Genomic DNA, 18,673 nt, shown 5'->3' on the forward strand with positions numbered 1-18,673 from the left:
CCGGTTCAATGAATAAGCTTATGTTAAAAACTGTGTCTAAAAAAACAAAAAAATAATAACTTTGTAGAAACTAATATTTTTGAATGCAGAAAAGGAAAGCAAGTGCAGATGAATTAATTGCCTTAATCTTAAATGGAATAGAAGAAGTAAAAGGATTAGACATTAACCTACTCGATTTACGAGCCATTGATAACACAGTTTGCGATTATTTTATTATTTGCAATGGCACCTCCAACACGCATGTAAATGCGATCGTAAATTCCATCCAAAAAACTGTTAGCAAAGCTATTAATGACAAACCCTGGCATGTGGAAGGTTCTGATAATGCCGAATGGGTACTAATGGATTATGTAAACGTTGTGGTACATGTCTTTCAGAAGCATGTACGTGATTATTACGACATAGAGGGCCTTTGGGGAGACGCCAAAGTAACCCTGGTCGAAAGCAACTTCAATTAAAAAAATGGCAAAAGAAAATAAAACACCCCAAAAAAAGCCCCGCTTCAGTTCCTGGTGGATTTACGGCCTGATCATTATTTTTCTGATCGGTTTTCAGTTCTTCGGAAGTGACAGCCTCTCCCCCACGAATAAAACCACTACCTCGGAACTTCAGGAGTTCCTGAGAAACGGGGATATAAACAAGATCCTGATCATCACCAACACCCGGCAGGCCAAGGTTTTCCTTACAGAGGAAGCCCTTACCAAAGACGTGCATAAGGACGTGGCAGACCAGCCCTTTTCCATTACTGCAGGATCCGTGCCGCAGTACGTCCTGGATTACGGAGACCTTCAGAATTTCGAGAACGACATAAAGAAAATCAAACAGGAGAACAACCTGGATACAGTCGTAGACTACGATACAGAATCCAATGTTTTCCTGGAATTGCTGATGACTATTCTGCCTTTTGTGCTGATTATTGGTATCTGGATCTACCTTATGCGGCGCATGTCCGGAGGTGCTGGCGGAGGCGCCGGCGGTCAGATCTTCAACATCGGCAAGTCTAAGGCGAAGCTGTTTGACGAAAAGACTGACACCCGCACATCCTTTAAAGATGTGGCGGGCCTGGAGGGTGCCAAGGAAGAAGTGGAGGAAATTGTGGAGTTCCTTAGAAATCCGGACAAATACACCTCACTTGGTGGAAAAATCCCAAAAGGGGCATTGCTGGTAGGACCTCCCGGAACGGGAAAAACACTCCTGGCCAAAGCGGTTGCAGGAGAGGCAAAAGTACCCTTTTTCTCCCTTTCCGGTTCGGACTTCGTGGAGATGTTTGTAGGGGTTGGAGCTTCCCGGGTAAGGGACCTCTTTAAGCAGGCCAAAGACAAGTCTCCTTCTATCATCTTTATCGATGAAATTGATGCCATTGGCCGGGCCAGGGGGAAAAACAACTTTACAGGATCCAACGACGAACGTGAAAATACGCTGAACCAGTTGCTGACCGAAATGGACGGATTCGGCACAAACACCAATGTAATTGTACTGGCAGCTACCAACCGGGCAGATGTGCTGGATAAAGCACTGATGCGGGCGGGTCGTTTTGACCGGCAGATCTATGTAGACCTCCCGGATATCCGCGAAAGAAAGGAAATCTTTGAAGTACACCTGCGGCCTATTAAAACGGCCGAAACACTGGATCTGGATTTCCTGGCAAGACAAACCCCCGGTTTTTCCGGAGCAGATATAGCAAATGTCTGTAATGAGGCTGCCCTGATTGCAGCTCGTAAGGAAAAGAAAGCCGTGGGCAAACAAGACTTTCTGGACGCGGTAGACCGTATTGTTGGCGGTCTGGAAAAGAAAAATAAAATCATCACTCCGGAGGAAAAGAAGACCATTGCCTACCACGAGGCCGGGCATGCCACCGTAAGCTGGATGCTGGAGCACGCCGCCCCACTGGTAAAGGTGACTATTGTTCCCAGGGGACAATCCCTTGGAGCTGCCTGGTACCTTCCGGAGGAGCGCCTTTTAGTGCGGCCGGAACAGATGAAGGACGAAATGTGTGCCACCCTTGGCGGAAGGGCCGCAGAAAAAGTTATCTTTGATAAGATCTCCACCGGAGCACTTAGTGATCTGGAGAAGGTAACCAAACAGGCTCGCGCCATGGTTACCATATATGGCCTGAATGACAAAATCGGGAACATTACCTATTACGATTCTTCGGGGCAGAATGAGTACGGCTTTACCAAACCCTACAGTGAGGAGACCGCCCTGACTATCGATCAGGAAATCTCCAAGATAATTGAAGAGCAGTATGCCAGAGCTGTAGATGTACTCAGGAAGAACAAGGACAAATTGACGGAACTGGCAGAAAGGTTGCTGGAGAAAGAGGTTATTTTTAAAGAAGATCTGGAAAAGATTTTTGGAAAAAGGCCTTTTGAAAAGCAATTTGACAAACTGGGGCAGGAAAAGTCCATTCCCGAAACGGACAAAGATTCTAGTGAGGAAGAAAAAACAGTTGAAGAAAAAAATTGAGCAAAAGGCCCGGACGCCATTTTGCCGATAACAGTTAACAGATCCAATGGGGTTTTTTGATTTTCTTTTCGGCGGGGGCAAAAAGAAGCCCTCAAAAGAAACGGTGCAAACCCGGGGTGTTCACATGCCCGACCTGCGGATTCCGGTTGACGAGAAATTCACCATACAATTCAAAAAAAACGGGGGGAAATTCATTTATTGTGATTCTTTTGGAGAAGTCCAGACCGCCCTTCGGAATATCATAGAGGAAAACGACTGGAAAGGCCAGCCATTTTTCAGCCTGAATCCTGCCCTGGAGGATCGCTTTAGATCTGAAGGGCTCAGCTTTACAGACAAAACCGGGAAGAGCGAGGTGTTCTTTACTACCTGCGAACACCTGGTGGCCCAGAACGGTTCCATCCTGGTGAGCTCAAACCAGCTATTGGAAAAAAAATTAAACGAGATCCCTGAAAACATAATCGTTTTTGCCACTACCAGCCAGCTGGTAGAATCTATAGGGGAAGGATTAAAAACCATTAAAAAGAAATACAAAGACCGAATACCTGCCAACATCACCACCTTGAAGCATTTTCAACCGACTACAGAAAATTCAAAGGACTTTTTAACATACGGCAGCAGCTCCAAACATCTTTACCTTTTATTACTGGAGGACCTGTAATTATGAAAGAAGTCCTCAGACGTCTGCTCACCGGTGCATTATACGTACTTCTGCTGCTTTCTGCAATTTTCCTGAGCTCTGATGCCTTCGACTTTTTATTCATGGTTTTTGGCCTGGCCTGCCTGTACGAATACAAGCAACTGGTGCGGCTAAGGGGGTATTACGTATTTTTGGCCTATCTGACCCTCTGGTGGGTTTTTATATATCTTACGCGGAATCAGGCGCTGATCCAATTACTGCTCTTCCTCACCATTGCAGTCAATATCAGTTTGATAGCGTACCTGTTTACCAACAAGAAAAAACCCTTTAATTCTTTTCAGAAATTCCTGATTGGGCTATTCTATCTGGGAGGTGGATGCATATTTTTAACCATGATTCCCTACAAAGACGATACCTTTGCCAAATATCTGATCATGGGTATATTTATTATGATATGGGTTAACGATTCTTTTGCCTATCTGGTCGGTAAAACGCTGGGGCGGCACAAACTTTTTCCTTCGGTATCTCCGAAGAAAACCATTGAAGGAACTTTGGGCGGGTTGGTTTTTACCCTCCTGAGCGCAGCGCTGCTTGGAAAGTATACGCCGGTACTGGCCACTATAGAGTGGCTGGCCCTGGCACTGGTATTAGTAAGTATGGGAAGCCTTGGGGATTTGATTGAATCCAAATTCAAAAGGGATGCCGGAATAAAAGACAGCGGGGCGATCCTTCCGGGCCATGGCGGGATGCTGGACCGCCTGGATAGCCTGGTATTTGCCGCGCCATTTGCATATTTGACGCTATTAATCTTTAGCTATGTTTCATAAAGAGGGACAACGAATTATTTTAATCAGTTTTTTTCTGGCTGCAGCCATAATCCTGCTCGCAGACCGTTTTGTAGCAATTGGCTGGTTGCAGATCGGGATTCAAATCCTGGCTTTGGTATTTTTGATACTGATCCTGCAATTCTTCCGAAACCCCAAACGGGTTGCTCCAAAAAATTTCAATGAAATCCTGGCACCGGTAGACGGGAAAGTAGTTGCAATTGAAGAGGTGGAGGAGTCGGAGTATTTTAAGGACAAACGGATTCAGGTATCTATCTTTATGTCCCCAATTAATGTACACGTTACGCGCTACCCGGCCAGCGGGGTCATCACTTTTTCCAAATACCACCCGGGGAAGTACCTGGTCGCCTGGCACCCTAAATCCAGTGAGGAAAACGAGCGGACAACTGTAGTGATCCGTACCCCCAAGTTCGGTGAGATCCTCTATCGGCAGATCGCAGGGGCTATGGCGCGCAGGATTGTAAACTACGCAGAAGAAGGTGATAGTGTTCAGCAGGGTGAAGATTCCGGGTTTATCAAATTTGGTTCGCGGGTAGATTTGTTCTTACCTTTAAACAGCCTGGTCACTGTTAAATTGAATCAGAAAGTAAAAGGGGCAAAAACCTGCGTGGCCAGTTCCCCTGTAAAAAATGAAGACTGACGATTTATATACGGAGTTTGAAAAAGCGGTTGCCATAATAAACAATTATACCAGCCCCATTCCGGCAGATCTCTTGCTGAAATTATACGCCTACTATAAAATCGCCAATCAAAACTTCAGTAACCCGGGAAGCAAAACCCCTTTGATTAATGCCTTTAAAGCCAATGCGCTGATACAGGCTCAGGACATTTCACCTGAGGAGGCTATGCGGGCTTATGTGGAGCTGGTTAAAAAGGAGGTTCCAAAATTACCCTGAAGGCTTCGCCCTTTCCTCGCTATACTTAGACCCGTAATCTTACAGGGCTACAGAGGCCTTGCCGGAAGCCGTATCGTATTTAGTGAAGTATATTCCGGCAAGCAGGGAGATTATGAAATATCCGAGCAGCAATTCACTTCCTCCACCCCAATATCCTTCAATCCCAAACCAGTCACCGGTCCAGAGAATGATTGCAATTCCTGCAAGCGATCGGATGGCTTCAATCCACATGGCGTAATTTTTCCGATCCATCAGGCTGGTGTAGCCGTAAATTCCGACAAAATTAAAGGCACCGAGAAACAGCAAGCCATTAAATCCTATTTGCCCGTAATTGTAGAACATATACAAAATCTGGCATAGATGAGCGGCAACCTGGAAAATGGCATAGCCCTTCAAAGCATTTGAAGCCGGGGTATTGTAACGTTCAAAATTATAAACATCCACAATGGTTTTCCTGGGGTATTTTCCGACCACATCACCGGGGCGCCAGCCTGTAGGCATAAACCATATCCGAAGTTTATCCCGAAAACTGTTAGTACGCCAGGCATCTGTTATCAAGCCCCAAAGGTGCTGAAAGTTAATATGGATAGGATTCCAGGTGGCTGCAGGTTTCAGTACTCCGTATTGGGGCGGTATCTCCTTTAGTTCTTCCTGAAAGGTCCCGAACATCCGGTCCCAGATACATAAAACCTGTCCCAAATTCTTATCGATGTATTCTGGGTTAATAGCATGGTGTACACGATGCTGGGAAGGAGTCACAAAAACGTACTCCAACCACCCCATCCTGCCAATGTGCTGGGTATGGTACCAGAACTGGGCGAACAAATGTATGGGGGCCAGAATGGCAATAACCTCCTGTGGGATTCCCAACAGTGCAGCAGGGATCAGCAAGAGGGGGAAGTAGCCGATAACATTTGAAATGGGCTGCCGCAGCGCACATGCGAGATTAAACCTTTCGCTGCTGTGATGGATTACATGCTGGTTCCAGAATATATTGATATGATGGCTCAGCCGGTGGTTCCAATAGCCCGCAAAATCTATGAAGACAAAGGCCAGCACCCATACCAGCCAGCTGGATTCAATACTTGTAAGCGCCAGGTGATCCCGCAGAAAGGGATAGCTGACTATAATAAGTGCCAGCCCCAGAGAGTCCTTAATAATATTGGTGAGCCCTGAACTGATACTGCTAACTGTATCCAGGGTAGTGTATTTTATATTTTTCACAAGCAAACCGTAAGCCATTTCTATCCCCATCAGCAGGATAAAAAAAGGAATCGCGTATAACAGGGCTGTGGCGTAGGCTTCCATCTATAGCAGTAAACAATTCAAAGATATAAAAACAGCAGCATCCGGATCAAATTGTCTTTGCTGCATCAGCTTTTACTGATTTTAAGGATAAACCCCTGGCCGTGTATATTATCGATGCTGATGGATGGATCTGCTTTGAGGAACTTGCGCAAATGTGTAATAAATACATTCAGGCTTTTTTTCTTAAAATAGTCATTCTGCCCCCATAGCGCCTTCAGAATTTCGGAATGCGGACAAAGCCGGTTTTCCCGCATGGCCAGAAACTTTAATAACTCACTTTCCCTGGAGGTGAGACGGGTTTCTGCCCCGTTCCTTTTGAGCATTTGCTTTTCGATGTCGAAGAAGTATTCCCCTATCTGCAGGGATTGGGGTTGCGCAGACTTCTCTGTCTTTTGGATACGGGAAAGCAGGGCTTCTATCCTCACAACCAGTTCCTCCTCATCTATTGGCTTTTTTAAATAGTCTGTTGCCCCTACTGAGAATCCTTTGAGGACATCCACTTTTAGCGATTTGGCAGTCAGGAAAATAAAAGGTAAATCAGGAAATTCAGCGTTTATTTCCCTTCCCAGACTAAAGCCGTCCATGCCGGGCATCATTACATCCAGAATTACGAGGTTGAAGGCCCTGGTCCGCATCACCTGAAGTGCTTCCACCGGTTTCTGTATCCAGGTTACGTCAAAACCCTTCATACCCAGGTATTCCCTGAGCAAATACCCCAGCGAGCGGTCGTCCTCAACTATCAATATGTTTTTAGGATTTTCCATAATGGTTTAACGGTAATCTCAGTTCCACAAGGGTTCCCCCCTGCTCCCTGTTTGCAAGTTTAATCTTAGCCCGGTGCCGGTCCATAATATTCTTTACGTAGCTCAGGCCCAATCCATATCCCGTAACCTCATGACGGTCGCCCCTGGCGATACGATAATATTTCTTCAATACTTTATCCAATTCATCTGCCGCCATCCCTGTCCCCTCATCTGTGATTTGAATGCTTAAATGTTTCGCTCCGGGAGTGGCCTGCAGTTGTATCTTCCCTTTATCTGAATACTTTTTGGCATTATCCAGGATGTTGAAGACAGCGCTTTCCAAATGGAAGGCTGAACCCTTTACCGGGTAGGTTTCTCCATTTAACTCATAACTAAAAGGTACCCCCTCCAAATTACAAAGCTTTTCGAATTCCTCGCAACTCCGCTGTAAGACCGGCTTGAAATCGAAAGGAATACTGGGTATCACCGTTCCGGATTCTTCCAAACTGCCTAATTCCAGAACCTTGTCTATATGTCCTGAGAGTTTATCGGTTTGATCAGATATAATATCCGTAAGGGAAAGCAGGTCTCCGGATAATTTCTGCTTCAGTATTTTATTGGCCAGACTGATGGAAAAGACAGGGGTCCGTAATTCATGGGTGAGGTTATTGATAAAATCGTTGGTGGTGGTGATGATGTTGCGTTGCCAGTAGTAGGTGCGCAAAACCCAGAATACAGTGATCAGGATACCGGCCATAAAGAGAAGCCCGGGCAAAATCAACCCGTTTAGCTGCAAAAGGAAATAGGTCGTGAGGTCTCTGAAGCGCAACTGCAGGATAACGCGTTTCCCGATAAGATCGGGCAGATATCCCTCTAATTCAATTGGGTATTTAAGGACTTTTTCATCAGCACCTTCTTCCCGTGGAGATTTAAGGTAAAAGGAGGTATCCCGGCCGGCTAGTGCATAACTGAAATCTGCCTCAATTTTATGATCGAGTAATTTTTCCCTGATAAAATCATCCAGAAAAAAACGGGAAGCCTCCGTGATATTTTCCATGCTGGAGGTAAAGTATGAACTGTCTTTCTGCATGGCACTTCCCACTAAAAAGGAAAGCTGGTTACGGGTATAGAGACCGCTTTTGATATCGTTTGCCGCCAGGCCTATGTTCTGGTCAAATTGGGTTTTAGCCAGACTCAGGCCAATCCGCAGGTATTGGTACTGAACAAATGCCAGACCACCAACGGATATCACAAACAAAACGATATAAATAGTCCGTTTGTTCAATTTGTTGCAATTAAACTACCCATAAACAGCGCATAATGCAGCATTAATAAACCTTTACCAGAATTAACCTTTCATTAATATTAATTAATAAGGTGATAACCCTTACGCACGGATAAAGTTGCTACCTTCACTCTAAGTTAAAGATATAGGTTTATCCCCAATACAAGTTTAGTTAATTCAAGATGCAAAAGTTAGCCCGTGGGCTAACTTTTGCTTATTTCAGGTATTCCCTGAGCCTTCTCAAATCATGATAACAATGCCATTTGCAAAGATACTACCGGGGGCCTGTTAAATGGCAAGGGTGAAGGTTTTCGCCTTTTGGCTTAAATATCGCAGTTCAGGCTGTACTCATCCTCCGCATCCTTTGTCCATAGTGCAGGAATGGCATCCAGTTGCTCCTGACTCACCTGTATACAACTGAGCGGATTCCCCTCTACAGAAAAAGTGTTCAGGTCCGGACTACCGGAAACATTGATTCGGTTTACATCATTATCGGCAAGGGTGAGTAATTGCAGGCGGTCATAAGCACTTACATCTATCTGGGTGATCTGATTACCGGACAGGGCGATTTTTTCTATCGCATCATTTCCGATCGTAATTTGGGTTAGCGAATTGTTTTCGGCCCAGACAAAAAGTAATCGGGTATTAGAGGCCAGGTTCAGCTGGCTGAGCTGATTGCCACGGACATTGAGGTTGACCAGGGCCGTAAAATCTGCAATCCCGCTGAGGTTCTGAATGCCTTTGTCCTCCATAACCAGGTCAGTAACTATCTGGATTCTGCTGGTCAGAACCGAGCCATCCACCTCATCGTCCAGATTTAATTCCACCAGGGCCGTTTCGAAATTGGAATCCGCTATTAAGGTGCGTTCCGCTTCCGGGGGAAGCGGGCTCGGGCTGTCTTCCTCATCTTTCATGCCATCTGTGGAACAGGAAACCAGGGTCAATAAATAAACCAGTAAAAGTAAGGGGGACTTTTTCATAACAAATATTTCTAATTGAGATTATACTTTTATAATAAACTGGTCAGGCTTTTTTGCAAGGTATCAATTTTTGCCTCGGCATCAGCAGCTTTTTTACGTTCAAGGGCGACCACCTGCTCCGGGGCATTGTTTACAAAGCGTTCGTTTTCAAGTTTTTTGCGGACAGAAGCGAGAAAACCCTGCGTATAGTCCAGTTCTTCCTTTAATTTCTGAATTTCCGACTCCACATCCAGGCTTCCCTGCAGCGGGATAAAGTATTCATTACTGCGTACCCGAAAGGAAATGGCGCCTTCTGTGCCCTTGTCCACATAGTTAATGCCCTGAACATTCCCGAGTTTGGCAATGATCAGATCCCATTTACTATCGATATTTGTATCCTTCAGAACGTCCATATTAAGGGTATCTTTGAATGGGATGTTTTTCTCTTTACGGATAGTTCGAACCCCTGCTACCACGTCTTTCGTGAATTCAAATTCCTTTAAAAGTTCCGGGTCAAATGCTTTCACCTCCGGCCAGGAGGAAATAATCAGGGCCGATTCAGGATTGCGCTCCGCAATGTGCTGCCAAACTTCTTCCGACAAAAAGGGCATAAAGGGATGCAGAATACGGAGGTTATCTTCAAACAAACTGATAACTTCTGCGTACGTAACTGCATCAATGGGTTGCTGATAACCGGGTTTCACGATCTCCAGCAACCAAGAACAAAAGTCTTCCCAAATCAGTTTATAGGTAGCCATAAGGGCATCCGATATCCTGTATTTGCTGAAATGGTCTTCTATTTCCTGCAGGGTTGCATTGAATTTAGCGCGATACCAGTGGATCCCCAGCCTGGCGTGCTCTGGTTGATTATCGGTAGCAACCTCCCAGCCTTTAACCAGCCTAAAAGCATTCCATACCTTGTTGGCAAAGTTCTTGCCCTGTTGGCAGAGCGCTTCGTCAAATAACAAATCATTACCCGCTGCAGAGCTCAACAGCAGGCCTGCCCGTACCCCATCTGCCCCGAATTTTTCTATCAATTCCAGGGCATCCGGCGAATTCCCCAGGGATTTGGACATTTTGCGGCGTTGTTTGTCGCGAACCAGTCCGGTAAGGTATACCGTTTCAAAGGGTTTCTCTCCCCTTAATTCATATCCGGACATAATCATACGGGCCACCCAGAAAAACAGGATATCTGGTGCCGTGATCAGGTCATTGGTTGGATAGTAATATGAAACCTCCGGATTGTCGGGCTCAAGAATGCCCCCAAAAACGCTGATAGGCCAGAGCCAGGAAGAAAACCAGGTATCCAGCACATCCTCGTCCTGTCTGAGGTCGCCTGCCTTCAACCCGGGCTTGCCGGATTGCTCCCGTGCCTTTACAAGGGCCTGTTCGGCAGTTTCCGCAACCACAAAATCGCCTTTCCCGGAGCCGTAATAATAGGCCGGGATTCGCTGTCCCCACCAGAGTTGCCGCGAAATATTCCAGTCTCTTATATTTTCCATCCAGTGCCGATAGGTATTTTCAAATTTTGAGGGTACCAGCCTGATGTCCCCGCTTTCCAAAACAGCCTTGATTGCCGGTTCGGCCATTGCTTCCATTTTAAGGAACCACTGGTCTGACAAGCGGGGTTCTATAATGGCATGGGTACGTTCCGAGGTCCCGACACTATTGGTATAGGCTTCCTTCTTAAGTAAGATTCCCTGCTGCTCCAATTCCTTTACTACCGCCTTCCGGGCCTCGAAACGGTCCATTCCTTCAAATTGCAGACCGTTTTGGTTCAGGCTTGCATCTGCATTGAAAATATCGATGATTTCCAGGCCGTGCTTTTCCCCAAGAACATAATCGTTCTGGTCATGGGCAGGGGTTATTTTCAGACAACCCGTACCAAATTCCCTGCTTACGTATTCGTCTGGAATAACCGGCACCAGGCGGTTGGCAATCGGAACCCGTACCTGTTTTCGATGGAAGGCCGTATATCTCTCGTCTTCCGGGTGCACACATACAGCGGTATCTCCCAGCAGGGTTTCAGGACGCGTGGTAGCGATAATTAATTGCTGGTCCGACCCCTCTACGGAATAAGCGATGTGGTACAGGAAACCCTGTTTTTCCTCATAATTAACCTCTTCATCGGAAAGGGTGGTCTGGGCTACGGGATCCCAGTTAACCATGCGATAACCCCGGTATATCAGCCCTTTTTCGAACAAATCCACAAACACCCGAATAACGGAGGCTTCCATATCGGGATCCATAGTGAATTTGGTGCGCTCCCAGTCACAGGAGCAACCCAGTTTTTTGAGCTGTTGGAGGATAACCCCACCATATTTATGGGTCCAGTCCCAGGCGTGTTCCAAAAACGCTTCCCTGCCAATTTCTGTCTTTGAAACCCCCTCCTCCCGGAGTTTTGCAACTACTTTGGCCTCTGTGGCAATGGAGGCATGGTCCGTACCGGGAACCCAGCAGGCATTTTTTCCAAGCATCCGCGCCCTTCGGGTAAGCACATCCTGAATGGTATTGTTAAGCATATGACCCATATGGAGTACCCCTGTAACATTGGGTGGCGGGATGACGATGGTATACGGTTCCCTTTCGTCCGGGACTGAATGGAAGTACCCGTGTTCTGTCCAATAAGTATACCATTGGCTTTCAACCCTTTTGGGATCGTACTTGGATGGAATATCCATATTTTGGTATGGTTTTTGAAATTGTTAGCTGGCTGAAAAATAATTACGGGACCTTAAGCGAAAATTGCGCCCGGAGCCATTTTTTATGCCCTGTTGTAATACGAAACAAAAATAAGTAACGTTAGTAGATAACAAAAGAATTTTGGATGTTCCTAGCGCTTTAGTTACATTTGAGATTCACCCAAAACCTTTAGCAATGAAAAAAATAGTCGTTCTGTTGTTTGTTGGCCTACTGTCATGGAGCGTTTCTGCTCAGGAAAAGACGGCAAAAATTGAATTTAAAACAGAAACCGTTGACTACGGTGAAATCGCCAAGGGAAGCGATGGTGTACGTGTTTTCGAATTTACCAACACCGGCAATATGCCGCTGATAATTACAAAAGTAAGTTCAAGCTGTGGCTGTACCATTCCTAAGAAACCGGAGGCGCCTATTCAACCCGGGCAAACCGGGGAGATTCAGGTGAAATACGACACCAATCGCCCGGGCCCGATCCGAAAAGCAATTACAGTTATTTCCAATGCAGATACCCCTACCAAGATCCTGAAGATCAAGGGGACGGTTAAGGAAATCGACGGAAAATAATATAGATCAAAGGAATGAAATCCCTGCCAGGCCGGCGGGGATTTTTTTTATTCCTTAAACAGGTCGTCTACCACAAAAGAAAAGATCAAATCCTTGTTGTAGCGTTCAATCAGCAGTCTTACCCGCTTTCCTTTTTTGGAATTAATCAGGCCCATAACCTCCTGAAGCTGGTACCTGTGAACGGGCTTTCCATCAACAGCAAGAATTACATCGCCCTCCCTCAATCCGACTTCTTCAGCCGGGCTGCCTGCACGGATTGCAGATACTACTATTTCCGGCACCAGGCTTACCCGTGTCTGATCCCCCAGCATAATCTGGACATTACCAAAAGCACTGTCATCTTTGCGAACCACTCCACTCACATTGGTTATGCGTTCTGCAACATAGCGTACGCCGGCATGTTCGAGTTCAATACCTGCCAGATTAAACTGGAAAGGTTCATTAAACAGTGCATTCCTGGAGAGGGTGATCTGCTGGCCCGGATAATCAATTACCATATTGAATCGCTTGAGTACTTCGCCTCCAAGGCTGCCATCCCGGTCTCCTATATTCAAAAGGGCCTGGAATGATTCAATATCGGGGAAAGCGGCCTTGGCATCCTTTAAAACAAAATCACCGATCCTGATTTGTTCTATACGTGTCCTTTTCCCATAAATGTTGCCACTAAGTCCCTTTCCGAGATAGTCCTCGTAATTCTTTTCCGGTACCCATAAGCCTTCCTCTTCTTTGGAGAACAACCATATGGCGTCGCTGCTGCCTGTATCCATCAGCAGTTTTACGGGTATTTCCTCCTGTCCCTGTAAGACTACCCCTCCCTTGATATAGGCTTTAAAATTTTCGATCTCCAGTGGCAGGCTGACCGCATTTTTGTTGGCTTCTGGCTGGTAGTAATCCGGATGGTGGAATCTGATAAAAGTGCGGTTATAATTGATTTCCACCACGTAATCCTTAAAAATATCATACCCGATAATGCCATGTATCGGAACGCCAAGGCTGGATGAAAAATTCATATCCTTGTCCATCACTACATAAAGCTGCTGATCTGTGTTGGTAAGGTTCCCTATTCTAAAGGTATTCCCCAGGGAACTCAGGGCTTCTATGGGTTCCCCTTCCCCAAGACCTTTAATGCTTATTTGGGTTACATCCCGGAGTTCGATGGAGTCCTGGTCGTATAAGTTGAATAAAATAGGCTTGCTCACTCCCGAATCCAGAATAAAACTAAGCTCTACCCCATTGACTTCCACCGGTACGATCATCAGGTTATTAATGAGCTTAAATGGCAATTTTTTACTTCGCTCCCGGGCCTTGGCAAGCACGTAATCCTGCCCCGATATATTTCCCGGGAAGCAGAAAAACGCTAGGGTTAAAAGGCAAAATAAAATCGTTAAACGCTTCATAACTAACCACCTGTCTTTTAAAGTTAAGGAATTTCAGGGGTGGTTTTATTTTTTTAACATTCTGTTGGGGGCGCTGACAGGCTGAGTTCGAAGGGTTTTAAGTTGTTTTGTCCGCAATCATTTCTCATTTTTGTCTAATAATTCAACACCATGCCGATCGTATCGAAAAAAGGCCAGGCCATGCCAGCCTCCCCTATCCGAAAACTGGTGCCCTATGCTGAGGCTGCGAGGGCGAAAGGGATAGAGGTAATTCACCTGAATATTGGCCAGCCAGACATCAAGACGCCACAAAATGCCCTGGATGCCGTAAAACATCACTCCCTGGAGGTGCTGGAGTACAGCAGGAGTGAAGGCTCGGAGAGCTACCGTAATAAATTGGCGAACTACTACAAAAAACACGGGATTGAGGTAGATGCCTCCGAAATAATCATAACGACTGGAGGGTCGGAGGCCCTTTCCTTTACCATGGCAACCATTGCAGACCCGGGAGATGAGATTATTATCCCGGAACCTTTCTACGCCAACTACAATGGCTTTGCCACGGCCATGGGAATTAAGGTAATACCTGTTGTTTCAGGTATTGAAGACAATTTTGCCCTGCCACCTATTGAAGATTTTGAAAGTTATATCGGGCCCAGGACCCGCGCTATCCTGCTTTGCAATCCCGGGAACCCTACAGGTTACCTGTATACGCGGGAAGAAATTCAAAAACTGGCCAAACTGGTCAAAAAACATGACCTGTTCCTAATTGCAGACGAGGTTTACCGGGAATTTGCCTACGACGGGATGCAACACCATTCCATTCTAGCCGAACCGGACCTGCAAGCTCATGCCATAGTTGTGGATTCAGTCTCCAAAAGATACAGCATGTGCGGGGCGCGGATCGGATGTATGATCAGCCGCAACCGGGACATTATGCAAACAGCGCTGAAATTTGCACAGGCGAGGCTCTCACCCCCCACCTTCGCACAAATTGCCAGTGAAGCAGCACTGGATACTCCGCAGGAGTACTTTGATGATGTGATCCGGGAATACAGTGAGCGCCGCGACCTGCTGCTGGAAGAATTAAAGAGCATCCCCGGAATTAAAGTTGCCAAACCTCAGGGCGCCTTTTATTGCATGGTAGAATTGCCCATCGCAGATGCGGACCATTTTGCACAGTGGTTACTGGAAGACTTTCAGGTAGACGGATATACGGTTATGGTAGCCCCGGCAGCCGGCTTTTATGCCACTCCAGGCCTGGGTAAAAATCAGGTCAGGATTGCCTATGTCCTGGAGCAGTCCCTCTTGAAAAAAGCCGTTCAGATCCTGAAAGAAGCATTGTCAAAATACCCCGGTTGATGCAGAATGCCACCCATGTTAGCCTGAAACCTTATAATACCTTTGGTATAGATGTGAAGGCTGCAAAATTCAGTTCAGCGCGCACTGCAGAAGAACTGAAACACCTCCTGGCCCAGAAGGAATCCCTTCCCTTATTTGTCCTCAGCGGCGGGAGTAATATCCTGCTTACCCAGGACCTTCAGGCGCATGTAATCCACATAAACCTGCAGGGAAAGGAAGTCCTCGAAGAACAGGAAGATCTGGTGATCATTCGTGTTATGGCGGGCGAAAACTGGCACCAATTGGTTTTATGGACCCTGGAAAAGGGATACGGCGGAATTGAAAACCTGGCCCTGATCCCGGGAAAAACCGGCACGGCCCCCATACAGAATATCGGGGCATACGGGGTTGAATTAAAAGACGTTTTCCGGGGCTGCCAGGCCATGGAGATCAGCTCCGGGGAGATCCGGTATTTTGACAGGGAAGCCTGTCAGTTCGGCTACAGGGATTCGGTATTCAAAAACGAATTGAAAGGGAAATACATCATCATTTCCGTTGATCTTGTCCTGAGCCGTAAAAACCACCAGTTACGGACGGCCTACGGGGATATCGAATCAGAATTACAGGGTGTTCCGGCCGATTCGGTTACCCCTGAAAAGATCGCAAATGCCGTTATTGCTATTCGCAGGCGTAAACTGCCTGACCCTGCCAAACTGGGAAACAGTGGTAGTTTTTTCAAGAACCCGGTTATAAGCGCAGCCCAATATGCCACTTTAAAAGATAAATATTCAGACCTTCCGGGTTATGCACAACCGGATGACCTCATAAAAGTTCCGGCCGGGTGGCTGATTGAAAAATGTGGCTTTAAAGGAGTCCGCAGGGGGGATGCAGGGGTGCACTCAAGGCAGGCACTTGTTTTGGTTAACTACGGGAATGCCAGGGGCTCAGAAATACTCGGGCTTGCCAGAGAAATACAGCAAAAAGTCAGGGAAGACTACGGGATTGATTTGGTCCCGGAAGTAAACATCCTTTGAAAAAACTCACCTTTTCCGTAAAAAATAACCCCCGGGCCTCAAAGAGTTCCGGGGGTTATACCAAACCAAACTAACCAAAACAAAGCGCGCAGTTGGCAGCTGCACACTTAACTAATTAAAACTTGAGAATATCGGGTTGTAACAATCTATTTTCTAACTTTACGTTTCCCTATATACGGTAGAAACCGAGGTTCTGGATGCCGGAGAATGGAATATTCCGGGTATCCCCCCAAATGATGAGCACACTACTAGAAAAACATATTGTAGAACTTCTGGCAGAAGGCAATGAAAAAGCCATATCCCTGCTATATGAACACTACGGGGATACCCTGTACGGTGTTGCCTACAAAGTGGTGAGGGATGAAGCCCTTGCCCAGGATGTTCTTCAGGAAAGTTTTATCAAGATTTGGAAAAAATCTGACAGCTATGATGCCTCCAAAGCCAAGCTCTTTACCTGGCTCTTCAGGATTACCAGAAATACCGCCATCGACAAATTGAGAAGCCTGAGCACAAAATCGGATAAGGAAATCCAAATAGATGTTTCAAACGTATATAAGCTAGGTGAGGATGCCCTTAAGCCAGAGCTGATGGATATTCAGCGTCATCTGGGCAGTATTGAACCTAAATATCAGGTAGTGCTGGAAGCCTTGTTTTTTCAGGGTATGACACAGCAGGAAGCCAGTGACGAACTCGATATTCCCCTGGGGACCATCAAGTCACGCCTGAAAATCGGTTTAAGGGAACTCAAAAAAATCTATGGCCCCGCGATGGGTCTGATAGCAGTTTTAATGCCATTGTCATGAAAGATAAAATACGTTTGTTTCTCGATTCGGATCTGCTGGAGCGGTATTTGCTTGGGACGACCACAACGGAGGAATCGCTTCAGGTAGAGCGGTACATCGCTATGTATCCCGAAGTCAGGGAAAATTACATGGAACTTCAGGAAAACCTGGAGGCCTATGCAAAATTACACGCCCTGAAAACGCCTGAGGGACTGAAAGAAAAAATACTACATAAAATCCGTGCACAGCGCAGTGCGCGCAGAAAGTTCCTGCGTTACGCGGTAGCCGCGAGTTTTGCTGCCCTCTTCTTTGCAGGTTCATCTTATTTTTTCTGGAACCAAAACCAGAATCTGCAACAGGAAAATGCCATTGTAAATAATAAAATCAGAACGCTTGAGGCAGACATGCGCGAGCAACTGGAAGACGTGCGCAACCAGTTTATTGTCCTGAATAACCCCCAGACCCGAAAATACCTGGTCAATGGCAATAAAAAAGCCAGTGACCTGAAGGCAATCGCCTATATTAACCCGGTAAAGAAACTATCTTACATAAACGTGCGCAACCTGCCCAACCTTCCTGAAAACCAGTGCTATCAGATGTGGGCAGAAGTAAACGGGGAAATGGTGAACCTTGGCGTACTCAAGAATATAGACGATAAAGATAAATTACTGGCGCTTCCGTATGCGGAAAAGGCCCTCGGGTATATTACCATTGAGCCAAAAGGGGGGAATTCAACCCCTACCGTTCAAAATATCGTGGCCAATATCCGATATTGACCCGGCAGAAGCCTTTATAAGAAATGGCCCCTATAAACAGGGGCTTTTTTTATATCTTTGTCAAAATTTCTGTATGAAACTTATACTGCTCACCATTGGCCTTCTCGCCCTTGCATTTGCGGGGATAGCCATTAAAATCTGGTCAAAAAAGGACGGGAAATTTTCCGGTACATGTGCCAGCCAGAATCCTTATTTGAACAAGGACGGTGCTGCTTGTGGTATGTGTGGAAAATTGCCTTCCGAACAGGATTGCAGACAGGAGACCGCAGCCTGATTAAGGCCAATACCTTTTTTGGGTAGCTATTGTTTTCACCATAGTTATATTTATTGCCTTCCGATAACGACATATTGCTTGAAACCATTAAAAAAGCCAAAGCCGGCGGACAGGTAGCCTATAGCCAGTTGCTGGATCAGTACTGGCCGGAGGTTTACGGGTTTCAGCTTAAAAGGACAAAGAACGAAAACGACGCAGAGGATATTACCATTCAGACCTTTGCAAAGGCTTTTGATAAACTGGGCACCTATGACCCGCAATACAATTTCAAGACCTGGCTGGTTGCTATTTCCAAAAATCTGCATGTAGACCTGCTGCGCAAGCGCAAAAGAAATGTCCTTGAAAAAACGGACCACCATACTTCAGAAGCTGTAAAACGGGTTTTAGACGATAGCCCCAGCGCTGAAGACCAACTCATTATCGAACAGAACCTTAAAACACTGCTGCAGCATATCAAAGAGTTAAAACCCTCTTACCAGCAGGTTATCAACCTTCGCTATTTTCACGAATACAGTTATGCCAAAATAGCGGAAACCCTTGATGAACCGGTCAATAACATCAAAGTCAAATTACTGAGAGCCAAAAAGTTGCTTGCCCAGATGATCTCGCAAAAGCCCGAGAACCCTTCTTAAGGATCCCAAAGGTATTTTTTCGGTAGTTTATCAGGCCTGAATTAGTTTGTATATT

General features: G+C 46.1%; 19 protein-coding genes. 13 read left to right on the forward strand and 6 right to left on the reverse strand.

Features of this window, described 5'->3' with window-relative positions:
- Window positions 1-83 precede the first annotated feature (83 nt).
- The 6 genes from rsfS to ACT6NU_RS01870 are packed head-to-tail and all read left to right on the forward strand — an operon-like array spanning window position 84 to window position 4,844.
- A complete protein-coding gene (gene rsfS / locus ACT6NU_RS01845; protein ID WP_445382757.1) occupies window positions 84-458 on the forward strand; it encodes a ribosome silencing factor in 375 nt (124 codons plus the stop codon).
- A gap of 4 nt (window positions 459-462) precedes the next feature.
- A complete protein-coding gene (gene ftsH / locus ACT6NU_RS01850; protein ID WP_445382758.1) occupies window positions 463-2,466 on the forward strand; it encodes an ATP-dependent zinc metalloprotease FtsH in 2,004 nt (667 codons plus the stop codon).
- A gap of 46 nt (window positions 2,467-2,512) precedes the next feature.
- Window positions 2,513-3,124 carry an LUD domain-containing protein gene (locus tag ACT6NU_RS01855; protein ID WP_445382759.1) on the forward strand — a complete coding sequence of 204 codons (612 nt, stop codon included), beginning with the start codon at window positions 2,513-2,515 and terminating at the stop codon, window positions 3,122-3,124.
- A gap of 2 nt (window positions 3,125-3,126) precedes the next feature.
- Window positions 3,127-3,930, forward strand: coding sequence for a phosphatidate cytidylyltransferase (locus ACT6NU_RS01860; RefSeq protein WP_445382760.1), 804 nt, complete (start codon window positions 3,127-3,129; stop codon window positions 3,928-3,930).
- Window positions 3,920-4,588, forward strand: coding sequence for a phosphatidylserine decarboxylase family protein (locus tag ACT6NU_RS01865; RefSeq protein WP_445382761.1), 669 nt, complete (start codon window positions 3,920-3,922; stop codon window positions 4,586-4,588). The genes ACT6NU_RS01860 and ACT6NU_RS01865 overlap by 11 nt, the downstream gene beginning before the upstream one ends.
- A complete protein-coding gene (locus tag ACT6NU_RS01870) occupies window positions 4,578-4,844 on the forward strand; it encodes an acyl-CoA-binding protein (protein ID WP_445382762.1) in 267 nt (88 codons plus the stop codon). Before ACT6NU_RS01865 ends, ACT6NU_RS01870 begins: the two co-directional genes overlap by 11 nt.
- 39 nt (window positions 4,845-4,883) lie before the next feature.
- Here ACT6NU_RS01870 and ACT6NU_RS01875 read toward each other — a convergent pair whose 3' ends face one another.
- The 5 genes from ACT6NU_RS01875 to ACT6NU_RS01895 all read right to left on the reverse strand — a co-directional run bounded on the left by ACT6NU_RS01875 (window position 4,884) and on the right by ACT6NU_RS01895 (window position 11,820).
- On the reverse strand, window positions 4,884-6,152 hold the full coding sequence (locus ACT6NU_RS01875) for a sterol desaturase family protein (protein ID WP_445382763.1): 1,269 nt from the start codon (window positions 6,150-6,152) through the stop codon (window positions 4,884-4,886).
- A gap of 65 nt (window positions 6,153-6,217) precedes the next feature.
- Window positions 6,218-6,916, reverse strand: a complete 699-nt coding sequence (locus ACT6NU_RS01880) for a response regulator transcription factor (RefSeq protein ID WP_445382764.1) — start codon at window positions 6,914-6,916, stop codon at window positions 6,218-6,220.
- The gene (locus tag ACT6NU_RS01885) at window positions 6,903-8,180 is read right to left on the reverse strand and encodes a sensor histidine kinase (protein WP_445382765.1); all 1,278 of its coding nucleotides are present in this window, start codon (window positions 8,178-8,180) and stop codon (window positions 6,903-6,905) included. The genes ACT6NU_RS01880 and ACT6NU_RS01885 overlap by 14 nt, the downstream gene beginning before the upstream one ends.
- A 323-nt stretch (window positions 8,181-8,503) precedes the next feature.
- A complete protein-coding gene (locus ACT6NU_RS01890; protein WP_445382766.1) occupies window positions 8,504-9,160 on the reverse strand; it encodes a hypothetical protein in 657 nt (218 codons plus the stop codon).
- A gap of 29 nt (window positions 9,161-9,189) precedes the next feature.
- A complete protein-coding gene (locus tag ACT6NU_RS01895) occupies window positions 9,190-11,820 on the reverse strand; it encodes a valine--tRNA ligase (protein ID WP_445382767.1) in 2,631 nt (876 codons plus the stop codon).
- Between the two features lie 196 nt (window positions 11,821-12,016).
- Here ACT6NU_RS01895 and ACT6NU_RS01900 point away from each other — a divergent pair, with 196 nt between their 5' ends.
- A complete protein-coding gene (locus tag ACT6NU_RS01900; protein ID WP_445382768.1) occupies window positions 12,017-12,403 on the forward strand; it encodes a DUF1573 domain-containing protein in 387 nt (128 codons plus the stop codon).
- 47 nt (window positions 12,404-12,450) lie between these two features.
- Here ACT6NU_RS01900 and ACT6NU_RS01905 read toward each other — a convergent pair whose 3' ends face one another.
- Window positions 12,451-13,800, reverse strand: coding sequence for an aspartyl protease family protein (locus ACT6NU_RS01905; RefSeq protein ID WP_445382769.1), 1,350 nt, complete (start codon window positions 13,798-13,800; stop codon window positions 12,451-12,453).
- A 150-nt stretch (window positions 13,801-13,950) separates the two neighbouring features.
- Here ACT6NU_RS01905 and ACT6NU_RS01910 point away from each other — a divergent pair, with 150 nt between their 5' ends.
- The 6 genes from ACT6NU_RS01910 (at window position 13,951) to ACT6NU_RS01935 (ending at window position 18,618) form a co-directional block, all read left to right on the forward strand.
- Window positions 13,951-15,141 carry a pyridoxal phosphate-dependent aminotransferase gene (locus tag ACT6NU_RS01910; protein WP_445382770.1) on the forward strand — a complete coding sequence of 397 codons (1,191 nt, stop codon included), beginning with the start codon at window positions 13,951-13,953 and terminating at the stop codon, window positions 15,139-15,141.
- Entirely contained in the window at window positions 15,141-16,154 is a 1,014-nt protein-coding gene (gene murB / locus ACT6NU_RS01915; protein WP_445382771.1) for a UDP-N-acetylmuramate dehydrogenase, read from the forward strand. The genes ACT6NU_RS01910 and murB overlap by 1 nt, the downstream gene beginning before the upstream one ends.
- A 236-nt stretch (window positions 16,155-16,390) precedes the next feature.
- Window positions 16,391-16,957, forward strand: coding sequence for an RNA polymerase sigma factor (locus tag ACT6NU_RS01920; protein ID WP_445382772.1), 567 nt, complete (start codon window positions 16,391-16,393; stop codon window positions 16,955-16,957).
- Entirely contained in the window at window positions 16,954-17,712 is a 759-nt protein-coding gene (locus ACT6NU_RS01925) for an anti-sigma factor domain-containing protein (protein WP_445382773.1), read from the forward strand. Before ACT6NU_RS01920 ends, ACT6NU_RS01925 begins: the two co-directional genes overlap by 4 nt.
- A 73-nt stretch (window positions 17,713-17,785) precedes the next feature.
- Window positions 17,786-17,986 (forward strand): membrane or secreted protein, encoded by a 201-nt coding sequence (locus ACT6NU_RS01930; protein WP_445382774.1) that lies wholly within the window; start codon window positions 17,786-17,788, stop codon window positions 17,984-17,986.
- Between the two features lie 74 nt (window positions 17,987-18,060).
- Window positions 18,061-18,618, forward strand: coding sequence for an RNA polymerase sigma factor (locus ACT6NU_RS01935; RefSeq protein ID WP_445382775.1), 558 nt, complete (start codon window positions 18,061-18,063; stop codon window positions 18,616-18,618).
- The last annotated feature ends 55 nt before the right edge of the window (window positions 18,619-18,673 follow it).

This window comes from Robiginitalea rubriflava, assembly GCF_052540725.1.

Excerpts from the sequence above, each read along its gene's own strand:
- rsfS (WP_445382757.1), top strand. The coding sequence starts at position 84 with ATGCAGAAAAGGAAAGCAAGTGCAGATGAATTAATTGCCTTAATCTTA.
- ftsH (WP_445382758.1), top strand. The coding sequence starts at position 463 with ATGGCAAAAGAAAATAAAACACCCCAAAAAAAGCCCCGCTTCAGTTCC.
- ACT6NU_RS01855 (WP_445382759.1), top strand. The coding sequence starts at position 2,513 with ATGGGGTTTTTTGATTTTCTTTTCGGCGGGGGCAAAAAGAAGCCCTCA.
- ACT6NU_RS01860 (WP_445382760.1), top strand. The coding sequence starts at position 3,127 with ATGAAAGAAGTCCTCAGACGTCTGCTCACCGGTGCATTATACGTACTT.
- ACT6NU_RS01865 (WP_445382761.1), top strand. The coding sequence starts at position 3,920 with ATGTTTCATAAAGAGGGACAACGAATTATTTTAATCAGTTTTTTTCTG.
- ACT6NU_RS01870 (WP_445382762.1), top strand. The coding sequence starts at position 4,578 with ATGAAGACTGACGATTTATATACGGAGTTTGAAAAAGCGGTTGCCATA.
- ACT6NU_RS01875 (WP_445382763.1), bottom strand. The coding sequence starts at position 6,152 with ATGGAAGCCTACGCCACAGCCCTGTTATACGCGATTCCTTTTTTTATC.
- ACT6NU_RS01880 (WP_445382764.1), bottom strand. The coding sequence starts at position 6,916 with ATGGAAAATCCTAAAAACATATTGATAGTTGAGGACGACCGCTCGCTG.
- ACT6NU_RS01890 (WP_445382766.1), bottom strand. The coding sequence starts at position 9,160 with ATGAAAAAGTCCCCCTTACTTTTACTGGTTTATTTATTGACCCTGGTT.
- ACT6NU_RS01895 (WP_445382767.1), bottom strand. The coding sequence starts at position 11,820 with ATGGATATTCCATCCAAGTACGATCCCAAAAGGGTTGAAAGCCAATGG.
- ACT6NU_RS01900 (WP_445382768.1), top strand. The coding sequence starts at position 12,017 with ATGAAAAAAATAGTCGTTCTGTTGTTTGTTGGCCTACTGTCATGGAGC.
- ACT6NU_RS01905 (WP_445382769.1), bottom strand. The coding sequence starts at position 13,800 with ATGAAGCGTTTAACGATTTTATTTTGCCTTTTAACCCTAGCGTTTTTC.
- ACT6NU_RS01910 (WP_445382770.1), top strand. The coding sequence starts at position 13,951 with ATGCCGATCGTATCGAAAAAAGGCCAGGCCATGCCAGCCTCCCCTATC.
- murB (WP_445382771.1), top strand. The coding sequence starts at position 15,141 with ATGCAGAATGCCACCCATGTTAGCCTGAAACCTTATAATACCTTTGGT.
- ACT6NU_RS01920 (WP_445382772.1), top strand. The coding sequence starts at position 16,391 with ATGAGCACACTACTAGAAAAACATATTGTAGAACTTCTGGCAGAAGGC.
- ACT6NU_RS01925 (WP_445382773.1), top strand. The coding sequence starts at position 16,954 with ATGAAAGATAAAATACGTTTGTTTCTCGATTCGGATCTGCTGGAGCGG.
- ACT6NU_RS01930 (WP_445382774.1), top strand. The coding sequence starts at position 17,786 with ATGAAACTTATACTGCTCACCATTGGCCTTCTCGCCCTTGCATTTGCG.